Source organism: Streptomyces pinistramenti, from assembly GCF_020564935.1.
In the GTDB taxonomy this organism is placed as follows: domain Bacteria; phylum Actinomycetota; class Actinomycetes; order Streptomycetales; family Streptomycetaceae; genus Streptomyces; species Streptomyces pinistramenti.
The window spans coordinates 39,043-56,963 of the sequence record NZ_JAJCXB010000013.1; the positions used below are offsets into that span (position 1 = coordinate 39,043).

The 17,921-nt window shown below is 71.0% G+C and carries 20 protein-coding genes and 1 pseudogene; 7 read left to right on the top strand and 14 right to left on the bottom strand.

Translation table 11 applies throughout. From position 1 onward, the window contains the following. The first annotated feature begins 25 nt into the window (after nucleotides 1–25). From LIU39_RS12035 to LIU39_RS12045, 3 genes are all read left to right on the top strand, one after another. Entirely contained in the window at nucleotides 26–604 is a 579-nt protein-coding gene (locus LIU39_RS12035) for a DUF2975 domain-containing protein (protein ID WP_227046643.1), read from the top strand. Further along, the gene (locus LIU39_RS12040) at nucleotides 604–837 is read left to right on the top strand and encodes a helix-turn-helix domain-containing protein (RefSeq protein ID WP_227046644.1); all 234 of its coding nucleotides are present in this window, start codon (nucleotides 604–606) and stop codon (nucleotides 835–837) included. Before LIU39_RS12035 ends, LIU39_RS12040 begins: the two co-directional genes overlap by 1 nt. 182 nt (nucleotides 838–1,019) lie before the next feature. Next, the gene (locus LIU39_RS12045; RefSeq protein WP_227046645.1) at nucleotides 1,020–1,421 is read left to right on the top strand and encodes a PPOX class F420-dependent oxidoreductase; all 402 of its coding nucleotides are present in this window, start codon (nucleotides 1,020–1,022) and stop codon (nucleotides 1,419–1,421) included. Nucleotides 1,422–1,447: 26 nt separating this feature from the next. On the opposite strand, the gene LIU39_RS12050 is transcribed toward LIU39_RS12045, so the two are convergent. The 12 genes from LIU39_RS12050 to LIU39_RS12105 form a co-directional block, all read right to left on the bottom strand. After that, nucleotides 1,448–2,110 carry a 2OG-Fe(II) oxygenase gene (locus tag LIU39_RS12050; RefSeq protein ID WP_227046646.1) on the bottom strand — a complete coding sequence of 221 codons (663 nt, stop codon included), beginning with the start codon at nucleotides 2,108–2,110 and terminating at the stop codon, nucleotides 1,448–1,450. A 206-nt stretch (nucleotides 2,111–2,316) separates the two neighbouring features. After that, complete coding sequence (locus tag LIU39_RS12055) at nucleotides 2,317–2,670, bottom strand: tail fiber domain-containing protein (protein WP_227046647.1); 354 nt, start codon at nucleotides 2,668–2,670, stop codon at nucleotides 2,317–2,319. A gap of 29 nt (nucleotides 2,671–2,699) precedes the next feature. After that, nucleotides 2,700–3,239, bottom strand: a complete 540-nt coding sequence (locus LIU39_RS12060; RefSeq protein WP_227046648.1) for a hypothetical protein — start codon at nucleotides 3,237–3,239, stop codon at nucleotides 2,700–2,702. Between the two features lie 454 nt (nucleotides 3,240–3,693). Beyond that, complete coding sequence (locus LIU39_RS12065; RefSeq protein WP_227046649.1) at nucleotides 3,694–4,260, bottom strand: hypothetical protein; 567 nt, start codon at nucleotides 4,258–4,260, stop codon at nucleotides 3,694–3,696. Beyond that, nucleotides 4,257–5,378: an ROK family glucokinase gene (locus tag LIU39_RS12070; RefSeq protein WP_227046650.1), complete on the bottom strand. Its 1,122-nt coding sequence runs from the start codon at nucleotides 5,376–5,378 to the stop codon at nucleotides 4,257–4,259. The genes LIU39_RS12065 and LIU39_RS12070 overlap by 4 nt, the downstream gene beginning before the upstream one ends. A 202-nt stretch (nucleotides 5,379–5,580) precedes the next feature. After that, on the bottom strand, nucleotides 5,581–6,390 hold the full coding sequence (locus LIU39_RS12075) for an ATP-binding cassette domain-containing protein (RefSeq protein WP_227046651.1): 810 nt from the start codon (nucleotides 6,388–6,390) through the stop codon (nucleotides 5,581–5,583). Continuing rightward, nucleotides 6,387–7,454, bottom strand: a complete 1,068-nt coding sequence (locus LIU39_RS12080) for an ABC transporter permease (protein ID WP_227046652.1) — start codon at nucleotides 7,452–7,454, stop codon at nucleotides 6,387–6,389. The genes LIU39_RS12075 and LIU39_RS12080 overlap by 4 nt, the downstream gene beginning before the upstream one ends. Then, nucleotides 7,451–8,434 carry a sugar ABC transporter substrate-binding protein gene (locus LIU39_RS12085; protein WP_227046653.1) on the bottom strand — a complete coding sequence of 328 codons (984 nt, stop codon included), beginning with the start codon at nucleotides 8,432–8,434 and terminating at the stop codon, nucleotides 7,451–7,453. The genes LIU39_RS12080 and LIU39_RS12085 overlap by 4 nt, the downstream gene beginning before the upstream one ends. 428 nt (nucleotides 8,435–8,862) lie before the next feature. Next, entirely contained in the window at nucleotides 8,863–9,582 is a 720-nt protein-coding gene (locus LIU39_RS12090; RefSeq protein WP_308409377.1) for a GntR family transcriptional regulator, read from the bottom strand. Nucleotides 9,583–9,752: 170 nt separating this feature from the next. Continuing rightward, the gene (locus tag LIU39_RS12095; RefSeq protein WP_227046655.1) at nucleotides 9,753–10,601 is read right to left on the bottom strand and encodes a transporter substrate-binding domain-containing protein; all 849 of its coding nucleotides are present in this window, start codon (nucleotides 10,599–10,601) and stop codon (nucleotides 9,753–9,755) included. A gap of 233 nt (nucleotides 10,602–10,834) precedes the next feature. Further along, a complete protein-coding gene (locus tag LIU39_RS12100; RefSeq protein WP_227046656.1) occupies nucleotides 10,835–11,503 on the bottom strand; it encodes a bifunctional 4-hydroxy-2-oxoglutarate aldolase/2-dehydro-3-deoxy-phosphogluconate aldolase in 669 nt (222 codons plus the stop codon). 457 nt (nucleotides 11,504–11,960) lie between these two features. Beyond that, a complete protein-coding gene (locus LIU39_RS12105; RefSeq protein WP_227046657.1) occupies nucleotides 11,961–12,410 on the bottom strand; it encodes a ribonuclease domain-containing protein in 450 nt (149 codons plus the stop codon). A 219-nt stretch (nucleotides 12,411–12,629) separates the two neighbouring features. Here LIU39_RS12105 and LIU39_RS12110 point away from each other — a divergent pair, with 219 nt between their 5' ends. The 3 genes from LIU39_RS12110 (at nucleotide 12,630) to LIU39_RS12120 (ending at nucleotide 14,535) form a co-directional block, all read left to right on the top strand. Then, the gene (locus tag LIU39_RS12110; protein WP_227046658.1) at nucleotides 12,630–13,256 is read left to right on the top strand and encodes a helix-turn-helix domain-containing protein; all 627 of its coding nucleotides are present in this window, start codon (nucleotides 12,630–12,632) and stop codon (nucleotides 13,254–13,256) included. Nucleotides 13,257–13,315: 59 nt separating this feature from the next. Beyond that, nucleotides 13,316–13,531: a DUF6126 family protein gene (locus LIU39_RS35265; protein WP_227046659.1), complete on the top strand. Its 216-nt coding sequence runs from the start codon at nucleotides 13,316–13,318 to the stop codon at nucleotides 13,529–13,531. A gap of 323 nt (nucleotides 13,532–13,854) precedes the next feature. Beyond that, nucleotides 13,855–14,535 carry a thiaminase II/PqqC family protein gene (locus LIU39_RS12120; RefSeq protein ID WP_227046660.1) on the top strand — a complete coding sequence of 227 codons (681 nt, stop codon included), beginning with the start codon at nucleotides 13,855–13,857 and terminating at the stop codon, nucleotides 14,533–14,535. 115 nt (nucleotides 14,536–14,650) lie between these two features. Here LIU39_RS12120 and allB read toward each other — a convergent pair whose 3' ends face one another. Together allB and LIU39_RS12130 are read right to left on the bottom strand one after the other, a co-directional pair. Next, the gene (gene allB, locus LIU39_RS12125; RefSeq protein WP_227046727.1) at nucleotides 14,651–15,985 is read right to left on the bottom strand and encodes an allantoinase AllB; all 1,335 of its coding nucleotides are present in this window, start codon (nucleotides 15,983–15,985) and stop codon (nucleotides 14,651–14,653) included. A gap of 459 nt (nucleotides 15,986–16,444) precedes the next feature. Continuing rightward, nucleotides 16,445–17,248 (bottom strand): annotated as a pseudogene (locus LIU39_RS12130) (cytosine permease); the annotation flags it as partial. 136 nt (nucleotides 17,249–17,384) lie between these two features. Between LIU39_RS12130 and LIU39_RS35270 the strand changes: the two are divergent. Beyond that, a complete protein-coding gene (locus LIU39_RS35270) occupies nucleotides 17,385–17,837 on the top strand; it encodes a hypothetical protein (protein WP_308409374.1) in 453 nt (150 codons plus the stop codon). Nucleotides 17,838–17,921: the final 84 nt, after the last annotated feature.

Here is a 17,921-nt window from a genome sequence, read left to right on the forward strand (position 1 = left end):
ATCGATGGGACGGGATGGGATGAACATGCGACTCACGAGGACCCTGGCCTCGGTTACCTTCACGCTGGCGGTGCTCTGCGGGCTCGCCTTCATCGGCACTGCGGTCACGCACATGCTCGACGACGGGGCCGTCTGCGTGAAGACGGGCTTCTGGGCCAATGCCTCACTGGAGCACAGCCTGCCGATCAGCGAGGGCGTGAAGGCGTCCAGCAGTGCCACGCGCCTGTGTCAGGACAACCCCTCCGTGGGGCAGCGCGCCGCGGACCTCGGGAGTCAGCTGCCCTGGCTGCTGTTCGGCTCCCTCGCACTGCTGCTCTTCTCCCGGCTGCTCAAGGCCGTCCTGCAGCAGGGGCCGTTCACCGACGCGGTGGCGCAACGGCTCTCCGCTCTCGGCTGGTTCGTCACCGTGGGCATGCCGCTGGCCGGCCTCATCGCCGGCTGGTCGCAGTCCTGGCTCGTCGGGAGCATGGCCCCCATCATCGGTTCCGGGCCGACGGTTTCCGGGTCGATGGAGCTCACCCTCGCCGGCCTCGCCGCAGTGATCATGGGGAAGATCATGCGCGAGGGCGTGCGCATGCGAGAGGACCTCGAAGGGACCATCTGATGCCCGAAGAGGAACTGCACGCCATCCGGATCCACCTCGACCACCTCCTCGCCGAGCGCGGCATGACGCTCACCGAACTGTCCGCACAAGTGGGCATCACCGTCGTCAACCTCTCCGTGCTCAAGAACGGCCGGGCCAAGGCCATCCGCTTCTCGACCCTGTCGAGGATCTGCGAAGTCCTCCGGTGTCAGCCAGGAGACCTGATCACCCACGACCCCGCCGAGCCGCCCTAGCCGGTCATCCGGAGCCGCTGGTGATTCGCGCATCCTGACGGTGGATTCCCGGTGGTTGGCGAAACCGGGAATCCACCGGACCCAGCCGGTGATCCACGGTTCCAGGGGCAGCGGAAGGCCGGATTCCCTGACGGGGCTACCGTTGCCCCCACACCCACCGGACCACCCCCTGGAGAACTCTCGTGCCCGTACCCCTCGGTGAGGACGTGGTGGCGCTGCTGCGCCGCCCCAGCACCTGCTACATCGCCACCACGATGCCCGACGGCTCGCCTCAGCTCACCCAGACATGGGTCGACACCGACGGCGAGCACGTCCTGATCAACAGCGTGGAGTCGCATCAAAAGACCCGGAACATCGCGCGCGACCCGCGGGTGGCTGTCGCAGTCGCCGACCCCTCGGACCCGACCTCGTACGTCCAGATCCGCGGCCGTGTGGTGCGTGTGACCACCGAGGGGGCGGTCGACCACATCGAGGCGCTCGCGCAGAAGTATCTCGGCGGGCCCTACCCGTGGTTCGGCGGCCGCGACCAGGTCCGGGTGCTCTATGTGATCCAGCCCGAACGGATCAGCAGCCCCCGCGGCTGACGGCCGTGATGTCCAGGTCCCAAGGCTCAGGTTTTCCCGTGCTTCGCGGGGTCGGGGCTGCACAGCCAGCCGTTGACGGCGAAGCGGCTGTCCGCGTGCTGTTTGCTCGGGCAGCTGACCGGCCGTACCTCGTGCCAGGCGGTGGGGCGGAAGAACACGATGCTGTCGTGCTCGGGCTCCCAGTCCCGCCAGGTGCGCTCCTCCCATTTTCCGGCTGTCTCTGTGTGCAGCGGGAGGGCGACGTCGAACACACGCAGCGCGCCCCCGTCGAAGAGCCGGGGTGTGCGGTGCAGGTAGTAGACGAACGTGAGCAGACGCCGGGGTGCGAACTCGGCACTGGTGTCCTGGTGGGGCCGGTAGAAGTCGCCGTCGTTGTGCAGGTTGAGGCTGTAGCTGGGTTCGGTGTACCGGCAGGAGACTCCCAGAGTGTGCTCAACCGCCTCCAGCACTTCATCGATGGCGGCCATCAGCTCAGGCGCGGCGAAGTCCTGGCACGACAGGGACCGGCGAAAGTCGGGGACGACCTCCCGGTCCCGAATCATGGAGGGCTTCAACGTGTCGCCGGTGGAGGCGATGGCGCGCTCCAGCAAGGCGCCGGCCGCCTGCTCGCCCAGGAACTGGGTGATGCGGCAGACCGTCACCGGAAGCCGCCAGATCGCGTCCGTACACACCGGCGACCGCTGGTCCATCGCTTCGGATGGTGCCGTCACGGTGTCGTGTCGTGCCAAGGTGTCCTGCCTTCCGGGTCGCGATGAGTGTTCCGCAGGGGCGGGCTCCCCAAGCCCTTTCAGGGGCTGGGCGGAGACCGTGGGCCGTGCTCGGTCTGGGACGGGCGTGGCCGCCGGCCGTCCGGCCCTCCGGCCGCCGGAGCAGCACAGCAGGCCGTCCGGCGGCGTCAGGTGGCCTCGGGCGTGTGCACGCTCGCGGCTTCCCGCAGACGTTCCACTTCGGCCGTGAGTTCTTCCACGCGGCGGTGCAGTGCCTGGACACACACCAGGGCGACGCCGAGGCCGTCGACGACGGGGATCTTGGTGTCGTCCTGGTTGAAGCCGAAGGCGGCGTGCCAGTCCTGGGCCATCGGCCCGAGGTGACGCACGTCTTCGGGCTCCCAGAGGTAGCGCCAGGTACTGACGGGCAGCGCGGCCACGGTCTCCAGGACCGCGTAGCCGTTGACCGCACCGACCGGGGCCACAGCGCCGCTCTCCCGCGCACCGGCCGACGGGCGCTCCGGGCCAATGCGGTCAGGCACCCGGGACCGCCGGTGGAAGACACGCATCGCTATCGGCTCCAGTCGACCGGCACCACGTCCTGCTTGAGCCCGCGGTCGCTGCAGATGGCGCACGGGGAGCCCGGGACACCGGGGCCCTGGTCGGTGCCGACGGTGATCGCTCCGTGGGCCCCGACCGGGGCGTGGACGCCGTCGCCGACCATCGCGGCTTCGTAGCCGCCCAGCAGTTCCTGGAGGGTTCCGGGGCCCAGGTTCTCCGGGGCGGTGATCGCGGCCACGCCGTCGTAGTCGGTGTAGGCCGCCCCCAGCGTCCGGCCGCCGACGGTGGCGAACACGATCTTCGCGCCGCGGATGGGCTCCCCGGTCACCGCGTCGGACGCCATGGCCTGGATGTTCTCCAGTTGCATCTGCGTGACGTTCAGGGTGGCCTGGCTGGTCGTGAGCCTGGTCGGCTTCAGACTGGGGCATTCCGTTCCGCTGCACGACGCGGCCGACGGGGTGGCCGCAGACGCGGTCACGCCGCTCCCCGCGCCCAGCGACGCCAAAGCCGCGGCCATCACCGCGACGGTCTTACGCCCTAAAAGACTCATGTCCACTCCCATGGGAACTGCCCGACCGCGATCCGTACCGGCGCATGACGGCCGGGACGGCCTGGGCACGTGCAGCGCGCGACGAGTGCCGCCCCCCTCGGACGACGCAAGCGACCGTATCCACACCCATCCGGCCCAACCAGCTGACAAACGCGAGTTCGCGCTATCTGATGAACCGCCCAGCAGGACGGTGACGAACGCGATCGACGCGGTCAAACCCGATGAACGGACGGCCGGAGAACGCATCGCGGCGGCTGGACCGGTGGGGTCCAAAGCGCTGACCACGATGAAGGCGTCGTTACGACCTGTCCCAGGTGGTTCGATTCCCGGCGAGGCGCCCGGCACGAGTACGGGGACGTCCGTCCGGTGCTGCACGGTCTTCTCGCTCGCCCGGCCACGCTGCCGGCTCCGTGACGCGGTCCTGATACCCGGGTCGGGAAGAAGCTGTCGCGGGTCAGAACGTAATGGTCGAGACGGTGTGGACGACCGGGTGGCCGGGCTCGTCGAAGCTGACGGTGATCTGCTGCGTGGGGTGCGGCTTCTTCCCTTGCTGCCGGAGACCGGCGAACTTTCCGTCGCCGGTGAAGTCCCAGCCGACCTGGGCGGCCTGCTGGGGCGTGATGGTGACCGCGCCCTTCTTCAGGGCGGCCGGGTCGGCGCCGATGGCGTCCAGGTAGCGGTTCAGGCCCACGCCGTTGGTCCTGAACTGCACGAACAGTGAGCTGGTCTGCCAGGAGTTGGACTCGTAGTAGTAGACCGGGGTGGAGCCGATCGGCACCGGGACGTTGTAGATCCGCTGCTGGACCTGGGAGGGGAAGGCGTTGATCAGGCCGGTGGCCCCCGCCTCGGCCTCCTTGACCTCGCCGCTGTCGCGGCTCTGGATGCCGGAGATGACGATGTAGCCCGCCGGGATCGCGATCAGCAGGAAGATCACCAGCGCGCTGAGCCAGGGCCTACGGCGTTTGGTGCGCGGTGCGTCGGCGGGCTGCGGTGCGTCGTGCAGGACGTCGGTCTCGGTCATCGGCGGCCGGACCGTTCGTAGCGTTCGTAGCGCTCCACGCGGCGGCGGTTGGCGCGGCGGAAGCGGCGGGCGACCAGGCGGGCGAGGTCGGCGGCCCCGACCATGCCGGCCTCGGGGCCCAGCTGCGCCTTGGCGATCCTGGCCTCGGGGCGGTAGCCGCGGCCGGTCAGGGTGCGCCGGAAGGCGTCCCTGGCGGGGCCGATCAACAGGTCGTCGGCTGCGCTGACGCCGCCGCCGATGACGAAGCAGGAGGGGTCGAGGGCGGCGGCGAGGTTGGCGATGCCGACGCCGAGCCACTGGCCGATGTCCTGGAGGAGTTCGACGCACATGGCGTCGCCCTCCCGGGCCAGCTCGGTGATCAGCGGCCCTGTGATGTCGGGGATGTTGCCCTTGACCCGCTCGATGATGTTGTACGCCACCGGGGAGTCGGCCGCGGCCATCTCGCGGGCCTCGCGCACCAGGGCGTTGCCCGAGCTGTACTGCTCCCAGCAGCCGCGGTTGCCGCACGGGCAGCGGTGGCCGCCGGGCACGACCTGCATATGGCCGAACTCGCCGGCCACGCCGTACTTGCCGCGCTTGACCGCGCCGTCCTCCAGGATGGCGCCGCCGATGCCGGTGCCGAGCGTGATCATGACGAGGTGGTCCTCGCCGCGCCCTGCGCCGAACCGCCATTCCGCCCAGGCGGCGGTGTTGGCGTCGTTGTCGACCATGACGGGGACGGCCAGACGGCCCGCGAGGCGGTCCCGCAGCGGTTCGTTGCGCCAGTTCAGGTGCGGGGCGAAGAGGACCTTGGAGCGGTCCGCGTCGACCCAGCCGGCCGCGCCGATGCCGACCGCGTGCACGTCGTGCCGGTCGGAGAGGTCGAGGACCAGCTCGGTGATGGTGTCCTCGACGACCTTCGGGCTCTTGGACTTGTCCGGCGTCTCGGTGCGGACCTTCTCCAGGATGGTGCCGTCGGCGTCGACGACACCCGCCATCACCTTGGTGCCGCCGATGTCGATGCCGACGGTCGGCACCCGGGGTGCGGTCAGGTGTGACCGCCGCTCGCGGGTGCCGACGGTGCGCAGCACCGTCGCTCTGGCCGACCCCCGGTGGACCCGTTCCCGGTACGTGCTCATCGACCCACCTCTTCGCCGTTGCGGCTGCGGCGTTGGCCCGGTCGGCTGCGTGCTCGCAAGAGTCGTCTCGTCCCTGCGGGTCTCGGGAGGCCGGGCGGCCTCGGTGTGCATGGTTTCGCTGCGATTGTGCATCACGTGTGGCGTCCGGCGCACCGCGGCGTGGGGTCGCGGCCCGTGGCCCCGGTACGGCCGCGGGCGGGTCTCAGTCCGGCCGGTGGCCGCCGGGGAATTCCGGGGTCGTCGCGCGGGCCAGCTCGTGGCTGAGCTGTTCCAGCTCGCTGCCGCCTGCCATTTGGCGGGTCAGCTCGTCCAGGGCGATCTCCGACTTGGCGTGACTGCCGGCCATCGTGCCGCGCTTGAGGAGGACGAAGCGGTCGCCGACGAGGTAGGCGTGGTGCGGGTTGTGGGTGATCAAGACCACGCCGAGTCCGGCGTCCCTGGCGGCCGCGACGTATTTGAGTACGACGCCGGACTGCTTGACGCCGAGCGCCGCGGTCGGCTCGTCCAGGACGAGGACCTTGGCGCCGAAGTAGACGGCGCGGGCGATGGCCACGCACTGGCGCTCGCCGCCGGACAGGGTGCCGATGGGCTGGTCGACGTCGCGCAGGTCGATGCCCATCCGCAGCAGTTCGCTGCGGGTGGTCTCGCGCATCGTGCGGACGTCCAGGCGCCGGAAGGGGCCCTTGCCCTTCGTCGGTTCGGAGCCGAGGAAGAAGTTGCGCCACACCGGCATCAGCGGGACGACGGCGAGGTCCTGGTAGACGGTGGCGATGCCGCGGTCCAGGGCGTCGCGCGGGGAGGCGAGGCGGGTCTCCTCACCCTCGATGGTGAAGGTGCCCGCGTCGTGCTGGTGCAGCCCGGCGATGATCTTGATGAGGGTGGATTTTCCGGCGCCGTTGTCGCCGAGCACGCAGGAGATCTCCCCGGCGTGCACTTCGAGCGAGACGTTCTCCAGGGCCTTGATGTTGCCGTAGAACTTGCTGACGTCGGCCAGCTCGACCAGGGCCGTCATGCCTTCTCCTCCGCGCGCTTGCGTACCCATGCGTTCAGGAGCGTGGCGAGCAGCAGCATCGCCCCGAGGAAGAACTTGAACCAGTCCGGGTTCCACTGGGCGTAGACGATGCCCTTGCTGGTCATGCCGAAGATGAACGCGCCGACGGCGGAGCCGATCGCCGAGCCGTAGCCGCCGGTCATCAGGCAGCCGCCGACGACCGCGGCGATGATGTAGAGGAATTCGTTGCCGACGCCGTCGCCCGACTGGATCGCATCGTACGAGAACAGCAGGTGCTGGCCGGAGATCCAGGCGGCGAAGGCGACGCCCATGTAGAGGCCGATCTTGGTCTTGGTGACCGGGACGCCGACCGCGCGGGCGGCATCCGCGCCGCCACCGGACGCGAAGATCCAGTTGCCGACGCGGGTGCGCAGCAGGACCCAGGTGGCCACGGCGACCAGTGCGATCCACCACAGGATGGTGATCTGGATGTCGACGCTGCCCAGGGTCAGGTGCGAGGCGAAGACGGCGCGGGCGGAGGCGAAGCCCTCCATGTCGGCGATGGTCTTCGTCGAGACGGTGCCGCTGATCAGCTTGGTGAAGCCGAGGTTGAGGCCGGTCAGCATGAAGAACGTGCCGAGCGTGATGATGAAGCTGGGGAGTCTGGTGCGGGTCAGCAGGAAGCCGTTGAAGAAGCCGATGGCGAGGGTGACCAGCAGCGATACGCCGACGCCGACCCAGGTGTTGGCCGTCATCTGGTAGCTGAACATCGAGGAGATCAGCGCCGAGCTGACCACCATCACACCGGCCGAGAGGTCGAACTCGCCGCCGATCATCAGCAGCGCCACCGGTACGGCCATGATGCCGATCGTCGAGGACGCGTAGAGGACGGTGGAGAGGCTGGAGGCGCGCAGGAAGGGTTCGGCGGCGAAGGTGAAGAAGAGGAAGACGGCGGCGGCGCCGACCACCGAGCCCAGTTCGGGGCGGCCCATCAGCCGGTGGACGAGGGAGCGGTGCATCAGCCGTTCGTCGCCGGCGGCCTGCGGGCCGGCGGGCTGCCGTGGCGGGGCGTCGGCGGGGCTCATCGGGTACCCCGCTTCGTGTACTCCTGGAGCGCCGTCGCGTCCTTCTTGGTGATCACCTGGGGCCCGGTGAGGACCGGCTTGCCGCCGCCGAGCATGTCGGAGTTGTACTTGTACAGCCACAGCAGGTCGACGGCTTCGTAGCCCTGGAGGTAGGGCTGCTGGTCGACGGCGAAGCCGAGGGAGCCGTCCTTGAGGCCGCCGGCGACCTGGGCATTGAGGTCGAAGGTGTCGATCTCGGCCTTGCTGCCGGCCTGTTCCTTGGCCTTGACGGCGGTGGGGGCGAACGGCGCGCCGAGGGTGACGACGGAGTCGATGGACGGGTCGGCCTGGAGCTTGGACTCGATGGAGGACTGCACGTCGGGCATGTTGGTGCCCTCGACGTAGAGCTTCTGCAGGTCGCCCTTGAAGGTCTTCGCGGTGCCGGCGCAGCGCTGCTCGTGGCCGACGTTGCCCTGTTCGTGCAGGACGCACAGGGCCTTCTTCTTGCCGCGCTTGTTCAGTTCCTCGCCGACGGCCTCGCCGGCCACCGTCTCGTCCTGCCCGATGTGGCTGAGCGCGCCGTACGCCTTGGACTCCTCGGCGCCGGAGTTGACCGTGATCACGGGGATGCCGGCCTTCTCGGCCTTGGCGACCACGTCCTTCATGGCGTCCGGCTTGGCGAGCGTGACGATCAGCCCGTCGACCTTCTGGTCGATGTAGGACTGCACCAGCTGGCTCTGCCGCTGGGCCTCCTTGTCGTGCCCGTAGACGAACTTGATGTTGTCCTTGGCCGCGGCCTGTTCGGCGCCGTTCTGCACGATGTCCCAGAAGGTGTCGCCATCGCCCGAATGGGTGACCATCGCGAAGGTCCACCTGGGAGTGTTCACAGCGGCCTTGCCGCCGGCGGCCTGTGCGGCGCGCGCGTCCTCGGCGCGCTTGCCTCCGGTACTGCTGCACCCCGCGAGCGAGGCGCCGAGCACCGCCACCAGCACGGCACTCATGACGCTTACGCCTCTTCGAACCCTTGCCACGAGGACTTGCCCTTCCCGCTGATTGTCACGCTGTGTGGTGCACGCCGTTTCGCGCACCGGCACCGGATCCCCGGCCCCAACCGACCAAGTATCCGTTACCGGCGATCTGTACCGGTTCATCGGGTCCGCTCTTCCGCCGGTGGTCACCGAGAGCCACGACCGGTGGACCGGCCGGAGCGGAGCGCCGCCCTTCCCGGCCGCCCGATTGCGGCTGGAGGAGTTCTAGCGGGGGGTGTGGAGCCACGTCAATGCTTTGTCAGAACATTCTGACGCGAGGTGGGTAACGGGACGCCTGCGCGAGCGCGGCCCTCCGCGCGGAAACGGGGCCGGGACCTCGGCGCGGAACGGGCCCGGGACCTCGGCGCGGAACGGGCCCGGAGCCGCGGCGCGGAACGGGCTCAGGGCCGGACCAGCAGCTGGAATTCGAAGGCGTACCGGGACGCGCGGTAGACGTGCGTGCCGAACTCGACGGCCCGGCCGGTGTCGTCGAACGTGGTGCGCTGCATCGTGAGCAGCGGGGCCCCCTCCGCCTCGCCGAGCCGCTCCCCCTCCTCCGCGGTGGCGGACTTGGCGCCGACGGCCTGCCGCGCGCTGTGCAGGGTGATGCCCGCGGACCGCATCAGGCGGTAGAGGCCGGTCTCCTCCAGGTCGGCGGTCTCCAGCCTGAGCAGCCCGGCCGGGAGGTGGTTGCGCAGGTGGGCTACCGGCTCACCGTGCGTGAGCCGGAGCCGTTCGACGAGCACGACCTCGGCGCCCTCGGCGACCCCGAGCGCGGCGGCGACCTCGGCGTCGGCGGGCGTGGTGGTGTGGCGCAGGACCCGGGTCGCCGGCTTCTGCCCGGCCGCCTCCAGGTCGTCGTAGAGACTGCTCAGCTCCAGCGGGCGGCGGACCTGGCTGTGCACGACCTGGGTGCCGATGCCGCGCCTGCGCACCAGCAGCCCCTTGTCGACCAGCGACTGGATCGCCTGCCGCACGGTCGGCCGGGACAGGCCGAGCCGCCCGGCCAGCTCGATCTCGTTGCCGAGCAGGCTGCCCGGCGCGAGCCTGCCGTTCTCGATGGCGGACTCCAGCTGCTGGGCCAGCTGGAAATACAGCGGGACGGGACTGCTCCGGTCCACGCTGAACTGGACGGGGCTCTCGGCTCCCGTGACTTCTGTATCGCGTTTCCCCACGGTCGCGAGCGTAACGGCAGGAAAAGATGACGGGAAGTCCAGAGGTCACATTGTCCGGACATTGGCCGGAGACCGTACGGTGCGCTCCGCGGGATCTCCGGCCCCGTGCGGCGCGGCTACTTCATCCAGGCGTCCTCGTACTTCCGGTACGTGCCGTCGTTCTTCGCCAGGTGCACCCACTGGTCGACGTACGCCTTGAACTCGTCGTCGCCGCGCGGAAGGGCGTACGCCTTCTCGGAGAAGGAGAACGGCTTGTCGGGGTGGACCGAGCAGAGTTCGGGGTGGACCTTGGCCTGGTAGCGGGTCTCCGACGCGTCGGTCATCATCACGTCCGCGCGGCCCGCGACGATCTCGTCGAAGATCGTGGTGTTGTCGGGGTACACCTTGATCGTCGCCCGCTTGACGTGCGCGCGGGCGAAGTCCTCGTTCGTGCCACCGGGGTTGACGACGACGGTCGTGCCGGGCCGGTCGATCTGCTGGAGGGTTCGGTACTTGTCCTTGTCCTCGCAGCGGACGATGGGGGTCTTGCCGTCCTCGCGGGTGGGTTCGCTGAAGTAGGCGGCGCGGGCGCGCGGCAGGGTGATCGAGACGCCGCCCACGCCGATGTCGCAGCGGCCCGCGGTCAGGTCGCCGACGAGCTTCGCCCAGGTCGTGGCGACGTACCGGGGCTTGGCGTCCAGGCTCTTGGCCAGGTCACGGGCCATCTCGATGTCCACGCCGCGGTACTTCCCGGTCTTCGGGTCGAGGTAGGTGAACGGGCGGTAGTCGCCGGTCGTGCAGACCCGGAGCACGCCGCGGCGCGGAACGGTGTCCAGGAGGGTGCCGGGGTGCGGCCGTTTCGCGACGGGGGCGGCCGCCGTGGGCGCAGCACCCGGCGCCGGGGCGGGAGTTGCCGGGGAGGAGGGAGCGGCGACTGTGGCAGCGAGCAGAACGGCGAGGGCGGACAGCGTGACGGCGCGCTTCATGGTGATCGTGACTCCTGTACGCGACGGGCGGGTGGCGGCGGGGCAGGAACGCTCCGCGGTCGGCTCGATCAACTGGTGCGCCGCCGGTGGCCGGTGCGTCCCGGCCGGCGACGGCGTGATCATGCGATCGCAGCGCTCAGAGTGGCAGAGCCCGCGGCCCGGGTGAAGGCCGTGACCGGCCTGTGGGACGGCTGCCGAACGTCCCCCTCCCGGCCGGGCACGCCCCGCCCCGCTCAGTCGTCGTAGAGGTCCGCCGTGCCGATGGTCGTCCGGTGGTCGGGGGTCGTGTCGGCGAGCCGGGTCAGGAGTTCGGCGGCGCGCTTGGCGACGGTGTCGCGGTCGCCGGCGCAGAGGGCCGAGCCCATACCGACGGCCACGGCACCGGCCGCGATCCACTCCGGCGCGCTCTCGACCGTCACCCCGCCGGTCGGCAGGAGCGGGGCCTGCGGCAGGGCGGCGCGGATGTCCTTGAGCCAGGACGGGTCGTGCCCGGAGACGGGGAAGACCTTGAGGGCGTCCGCTCCCCACTCCAGCGCGCGGACCATCTCGGTCGGGGTCGCCACTCCGGCGAATACGGGAACGCCGTAGCGGTGTCCCGTACGGATGACCTCGGCGTCCAGGCTCGGCGAGACGAGGAAGCGGGCGCCGGCGTCCACGGCCATCCGGGCCGACACCGCGTCAAGAATCGTGCCCGCGCCGATGACCGCGTCGTCCCCCAGCTCGCGGGTGAGGGTGGTGACGGCCTCCAGGGCGAACGGGGTGGTCAGAGATATTTCCAGGCTGGTGATGCCGGCCGACAGCAGCGTGTCGGCCGTGGCGCTCGCCTCGTCGTAGGACGTGCTGCGGACGATGGCGAAAACGCGCTGCGCCAGTGCGGCCCGGGTGATCTCCCAGCGATACACGGCAGTTCGCCGTCCTTCCTTGTCTCCGACGCTCTGCGCCGCCCGCCCTTTGACCGCGGCACGGCCGGCACGTGTCTGCGCGTGCCGCGGCGGCTGACCACCAGATGGTCTCTTTGCCGCCGATGCCCGCCCCTTCCTCGTTTCGGCCGAAACGCTACCGGCAGCCACTGACAATTCTCCCGCGGGGGTCCGCCCCGCGTCCCCGAACCGGCGAGATCCGGGGGACGAAACGGGGCCGCGAAGCCGTGGAACCGCGGAGTCGTAATGCCGAAGAGGCGCGGAACCGGAGGGACTTGGGGACGGATGGCGTGGATGCGAAGGCGCGTGGGGCGGAAGGGGTGGCGAGACGGACGGCGGGCCGGCGACGTGGGCGTCCGGGGCAACAGGACGGCGGCCGGGGTGCCATGAAGCCTGGCACCCCGGCCGCCGTGTGAGCCCGTACGCGCCGGGCGACGGCTCAGCAGCCGAAGTCGACGAGGTCGAACGACTTGTAGTGGTCGGAGGTGTAGTAGTCCTCCTTGCTCTTCTCGCCGGTCACGATGCGGCGCGCGCCGCGGTCCTGCGATCCGGGAGTGACGACGGTGAACTCGTGGTAGTAGCCGGAACCCTGCTTCGGAAGGATGCCCTCCCGGTTGGAGAAGACCGTGTTGTCCTGCGGGTACGGGTAGGGGCCGCCCTTGTCGATCAGGTCAAGGGTGTGGTGGGCCTCGTCGGGCAGCTTGGAGGTGCAGATCTTGCCGACGTCCTGGACCCGCACCTGCGCGGCGTGCAGCGACGCGGCGGTTGCGGTGGCGGGGTGGGCCGTGGCGGCGGACGGGGTGGCCGCGACCGCGGTCCCGCCGAGGAGAAGGGCCGATGCGAGGGCGCCCGCGGCGCCGATCCTGGTGATCCGTGGGGGGATTCTCATGCCGACAAGGATGACGCGCGTAGACATGGGCCTGTCAATCCCAAGGACCGTAAGTTTCCCGCGAGTTCACACGGATGCACGCAGCCACCACGGGCGGCCCGCCTGTGTACCGAGCGTGTCCCGCGGCCGTCACCGGGCCGCACTTCCGGAAGGCCCCTCGCTCTTTGCCTCAGAGGCAAAATGTTTGCCTCTGAGGTCAAGGCTGGCTATACCGGATACATGACCGAACACCCGGACGAGACCGCCGATGACGCGGCCGTGGAGCTGCCCACCGTCGCGCCCCGGCTGCGTGACCTGCGGCGCCGCAGCGGGCTGACGCTGGAGGCCGCCGCCCGGCGGGTCGGGCTCTCGCCCGCGCACCTGTCCCGGCTGGAGACCAACCGCCGCCAGCCATCGCTCCCGATGCTGCTGGCGCTGGCCCGTACGTACGGCACCACGGTATCCGACCTGCTCGGCGAGACCGCTCCCGAGCGGGATCCCATCGTGCGGGCCGGACGTGCCGAACCGTCCGAGGCCGGCGGCTGGACGTACTGGACGCTCGGCGGCGCCGGGCGGGCGATGCAGGCCCTGCGGCTGCACGTACCGCAGCGCGCGCAGGGCGATCTGGTGCGGGTGCACCCGGGCGAGGAATGGCTTTACGTCCTCACCGGGCAGCTGCGCCTGACGCTCGGCGAGGCGGTCCATCTGCTCGGCCCGGGTGACGCGGCGCACTTTGACTCGCTGACCCCGCACCGTATCGCCGCGGCCTCGCCGGGCGGTACGGACCTGCTGTTCGTCCACACCCTGCTGCAGAGCGGCGCCGCCGAGCTGTGCCTGGGCGACGCCGCGCCGCGCCGCGGTCTGTGACGCCGGTGACGCGGAGCGACCGCGTGCCGCACCGTTTCGCAAGGGAAGGAACGTACGCCGTGCCCGACCAGTCCACTCCCCCGCCCGCGCTCCCCGGCCCCGGCCCCGACGCCACGTCGCCGGGTGCCGCCCCCGAGCCCGCGGCACCCGCCCGGGTCTACGTCGAGAACAAGCCACCGCGCGGGCTGTACGTGCGGGTCTTCATCTACGTCGTCGCCACGCATGTGCTGCTGGCGTTCATGAGCCTGCTGGTGATCATCGCCAAGACCCGCTGACCTCCGGCGGCCCGGTTCAACGGGCGTACGCCGGGCCGACGTTCTCCCCCGGACCGTGACGAGGACACCGTGGCGCCGCGCCGCAGGGCGCCGCGCGTCACCGGCCGCCCCGGGGCGGCCGCGGATCCCGCCGCGTACCGGGGGCCCCGGACGCGTCCCGCTCCGCTTTCCCCGGCGCGCCGCTCCCCGGCGTCCTAATCTGGGTCCATCGGTCCGAGACGGCCGCTCCACGGCGATGCCGCCGGGCCGGCCCCGTCGTCGGATACGGCACCGGGCGCGGCATCCCCGCGAGCCCGCCCCCGCACCGGAGGAGATCCGCCACCATGGTCCGACCCGCCGACGCAGCCCCCCGGCCGACCGCTGACGCCGTGCTCGACGCCGCCGTACGCGCCCTCACCCCGGACACCGCCGCCAACCGGCTCGTCCCGCGGATCACCACCGGCGAGGCGCCGCGCTCGGTGTTCGCGACGTTCGCACTGGAGCAGCACCAGATCATCGCCTCCGACCGGCTCAGCTTCCGCCACCTGACGCACCGCGCGGACAGCGATCCGCCCGTCGCCGCCTTCTTCGAACTGCTCGCGGACGGCGAGACGCTGGCGCTGGAACGGCTGGGCGCGCTGGCCGACGCCTGCGGGCTGACCCCGGCGGATCTCGACGGGTACCGACCGCGGGCGGGCTGCCAGGCGTATCCGTCGTACGCGGCGCGGCTGGCGCTCGGGGCCGAGCCGGTCGACGTGGTGATCGCGCTGACCGCCAACTTCGCGGCCTGGGGCCACTATTGCGCGGCGGTGGCCCGCTCCATGCGCACCCACTACGACTTCCCCGACGCGGCCTGCGGCTTCTTCGACCTCTTCGCCAAACCGGCGCCTGAGCTGGACGAACGGGCCCTGGCCGCCGTACAGCACGGTCTGGACACCGGCCAGGCACGGCCGGTGTCGGCACACCGGCACGGCCGCCTGCTCCAGGCGTACGAGCTGATGTTCTGGAACTCGCTGACGGACTGACCGGCGCGGCCGCCGCCAGGAGCGGGATACGGCGGGCGGGTTGGACGGGACGGGCGGGGCCTTGCGCCCGTCCGCCGGTGCGGGCGCGGACGGGCGGCTTCGGTGCTCCGTGCCGCTACGGGCGGGTGAGGAGCGTGCCGGTGGGTTCGGCGAGGGTGCTGCCGTCGTTGATCTTCCGGCCGCGCAGCCAGGTGGACCGTACGACGCCGTGCAGGGTCTTCCCCGCGTACGCGGTGATCTTGTTGCGGTGCTGGAGTGCGGCCGGGTCGACGGTGAAGGTCGCCTCGGGGTCCAGGACGGCGAAGTCCGCGTCGCGGCCCGGCTCGATGGCTCCCTTGCGGTCGAGGCCGACCAGCGCGGCGGGGGCCGCGGCCATCCAGCGGACCACGTCGTCCAGGGAGTGGCCGCGCGCGCGGGCCGCCGTCCAGATGGCGGGCAGGCCCAGCTGGAGGGAGGAGATGCCGCCCCAGGCCGCGCCGAAGTCGGCGGTCTTGAGGTCGGCGGTGGACGGCGAGTGGTCGGAGACGATGCAGTCGATGGTGCCGTCCGCCAGGCCCTGCCAGAGGGCGTCCTGATTGGCCGACTCGCGGATCGGCGGGCAGCACTTGAACTCCGTCGCGCCGTCCGGGATCTCCTCGGCGGTCAGGGTCAGGAAGTGCGGGCAGGACTCGACGGTGACCTGGACGCCTTCGGCCTTGGCCGCGGCGATCAGCGGCAGCGCGCCGCTGGACGACAGGTGCAGGACGTGCACCCGGGCGTCGAGCCGTGCGGCGAGGGCGACGAGTCCGGCGATGGCGTCGTCCTCACAGGCCCGGGGGCGGGAGGCGAGGAAGTCGGCGTACCTGGGGCCGTGCGGCTGGGGGGCCGCGCCGAGGTGGTGCGGGTCCTCGGCGTGCACGATCAGCAGGCCGCCGAAGCCGGCTATCTCGCCGAGCGCGGCGGCCAGTTGCTCCTGGTCCAGCTCGGGGAACTCGTCCACGCCCGAGGGCGAGAGGAAGCACTTGAAGCCGAAGACGCCGGCGTCGTGCAGCGGCCGCAGGTCCTTGACGTTGCCGGGTATGGCGCCGCCCCAGAAGCCGACGTCGATGTGCGCCTTGCTGCGGGCCACCTCGCGCTTGATGCCGAGGTGGTCGGCGGTGGTGGTGGGCGGCAGGCTGTTGAGCGGCATGTCCACCAGGGTGGTGATGCCGCCGGCCGCGGCCGCGCGGGTGGCGGTCCAGAAGCCTTCCCACTCGGTGCGGCCCGGGTCGTTGACGTGTACGTGGGTGTCCACCAGGCCGGGCAGCAGGACGTCGTCGCCGAGGTCCTCGACCCGCGCTCCGGCCGGCACCGCCGCGTCGTGCGGCAGGACCGCCGCGATCTTTCCGTCCGTGACGGTGACGGACGCGGCGCGCGTTCCCTGCGGGGTGACGACGCGCGTGGAGCGCAGCACCAGCTCTGTTTCGGACACCCGGTCCCCTCCTCGTTGTTCGGTGATCGGCGTTGTTCGGTTCGGTGATATCGGCGTTGCCGGGCCGTCGTGCGGCCGCCCGGGTTCCGGCGCCCGCGGCGCCCCGTAAACGGAATTCAACAGTCTGTTGAAGGGAGTCTTCACTCCGGGCCGGTGCCCGTCAAGACCCCTTGGCGGGCACCGGCTCACCGGCCGGCACGGCACGCGCCTCGGCCGCCCCCTCGTCCCGGGCGGCCCGGCTGACCTGCGACGCGATGATGTCCCGCGGCACCGGCCCGGCGCCGGAAGGCACCGGCCGTGACGGGAGACCAGCGCGTAGAGCGCGCATCGGAGACCTCCATGCCGAAGATCCAGGAGAACGGCGCGAGCGCGTCGAGCGCCGGGACCAGCACGGCGACGACCGCGAAGGCGGTGAAGTTGACCGGAAGCCCGATGAGGTCGCGGGTAGGAGCGGTGGTCCGGCGTGAAGCGGGCGAAGTCGGCGTAGTTGGGCACCAGGGTCAGGAAGGTGGCGACGGTCAGGCTGACCGCGATCAGGCTCTGCTGGACCTGCGCGGCACCGCTGAGGCCGGTGAGACTGCGGGTGAGCGAGATGTCGCCGCCCGACCGCGCGACCAGGTAGACCGCGAGGGCGAGCACGACGAGCCAGACGACGGGTCCGGTCGCGAAGTCCTGCACCTTGCGGATGCATTCCCTGCCGCGGGTCGGCAGGACCGCCTGGGATCCCCACCTCACCAGGAACGCGACCCAGCCGAGAGTGGACAGACCCAGCACCGAGTTGCGGTGGTAGGCATCGAGGCCGGGCGCGAGCTGGAGCGTCAGCAGGACCACGGCGGTCGAGGCGAGCCAGGTCCGGATGCCGTACCAGGCCACCGCCATGACCGCGCGCAGCAGAGCCGGGATGTTCGCGCCGTGGACGCCCCAGCCGGCGCGGGCGGGCACCGGGTACGGGACGCCGGTGTGGTGGCCGGCGTGGCCCATCCGGTTCATCGGCCAGTGGTCGACCGAGACGCCGTCCGGCAGGGCGAGAAAGACCTCCCAGGCGGGCAGGCCGAGCACGAACAGGCGGGAGGCGAAGGCGTAGTTGCTGATCGCGTGCGTATCGGACATCCACAGCGCGAAGATGCTGTACGTGCCCCATGTGTGTGCGGGGCCGACGCGAGGCCCTCGTTGTGGAGGCGCGGTTCGGGCTGCGGGGGCTTCGAAGGGGTGGTCACGGGTCCTCCCAGGCAGGTGGGGGGCTCGGGCGTGATCGAAGGCCAGTCGTCAGATGCCTGTCTGCGGCGAAAGATCAGTACCCGGCGCGGTGCACGCGGCGCGGACCGTGGGCAGGTGGGCACCCAGCGGCCAGGAGCCGATGGCCTTGGGGCGGGGCGCGGCGAAACCGCGGGACGCGCCGGTGCCCAATCCGAGGCCGGCCGTCACCTCGGCGAACTTCACCGCGGCGGCGGCCCTGGGCGCCCTCACGGCCCGGCTCGCCGAATCCGGCCATGACCAGGGCGTCGAACGGGATGTCCAGGGTGGCGAGCCGGTCCAGGACGGCCGCCGCGCTGAGACATCCCTCGAAGTGCCCCTCGATCGACTCCGGTCCCCACAGGGGTTCGGCGGCGATGATTTCGGTGCGGGGGGGGCGGCGGCTGCGGTGGCGATGGCCTGGATCGAAGCGGTCGTGGAAGCCGTGGTGTTCGGGTTCATGACGAGGATGCGCCTGACGCTCCAGCGATTTGGAGGATTCCACGGAATGGATAGTAGGTTTCGCGCAGCAGAACGTAGCTACGGCCACTGGCCCGGTCAAGAGATAGCGGCTATCCAGCTCTCCAGTCCCGACGAACTTCCGACAAAGACCCGCTGACCGGCGGGAACGAGTGTGCGATACATCGTGTGCCCACGGAACGGGACCGGTAGGCTGCTCCGGTCGGGCCCGGCGCCCGCACGA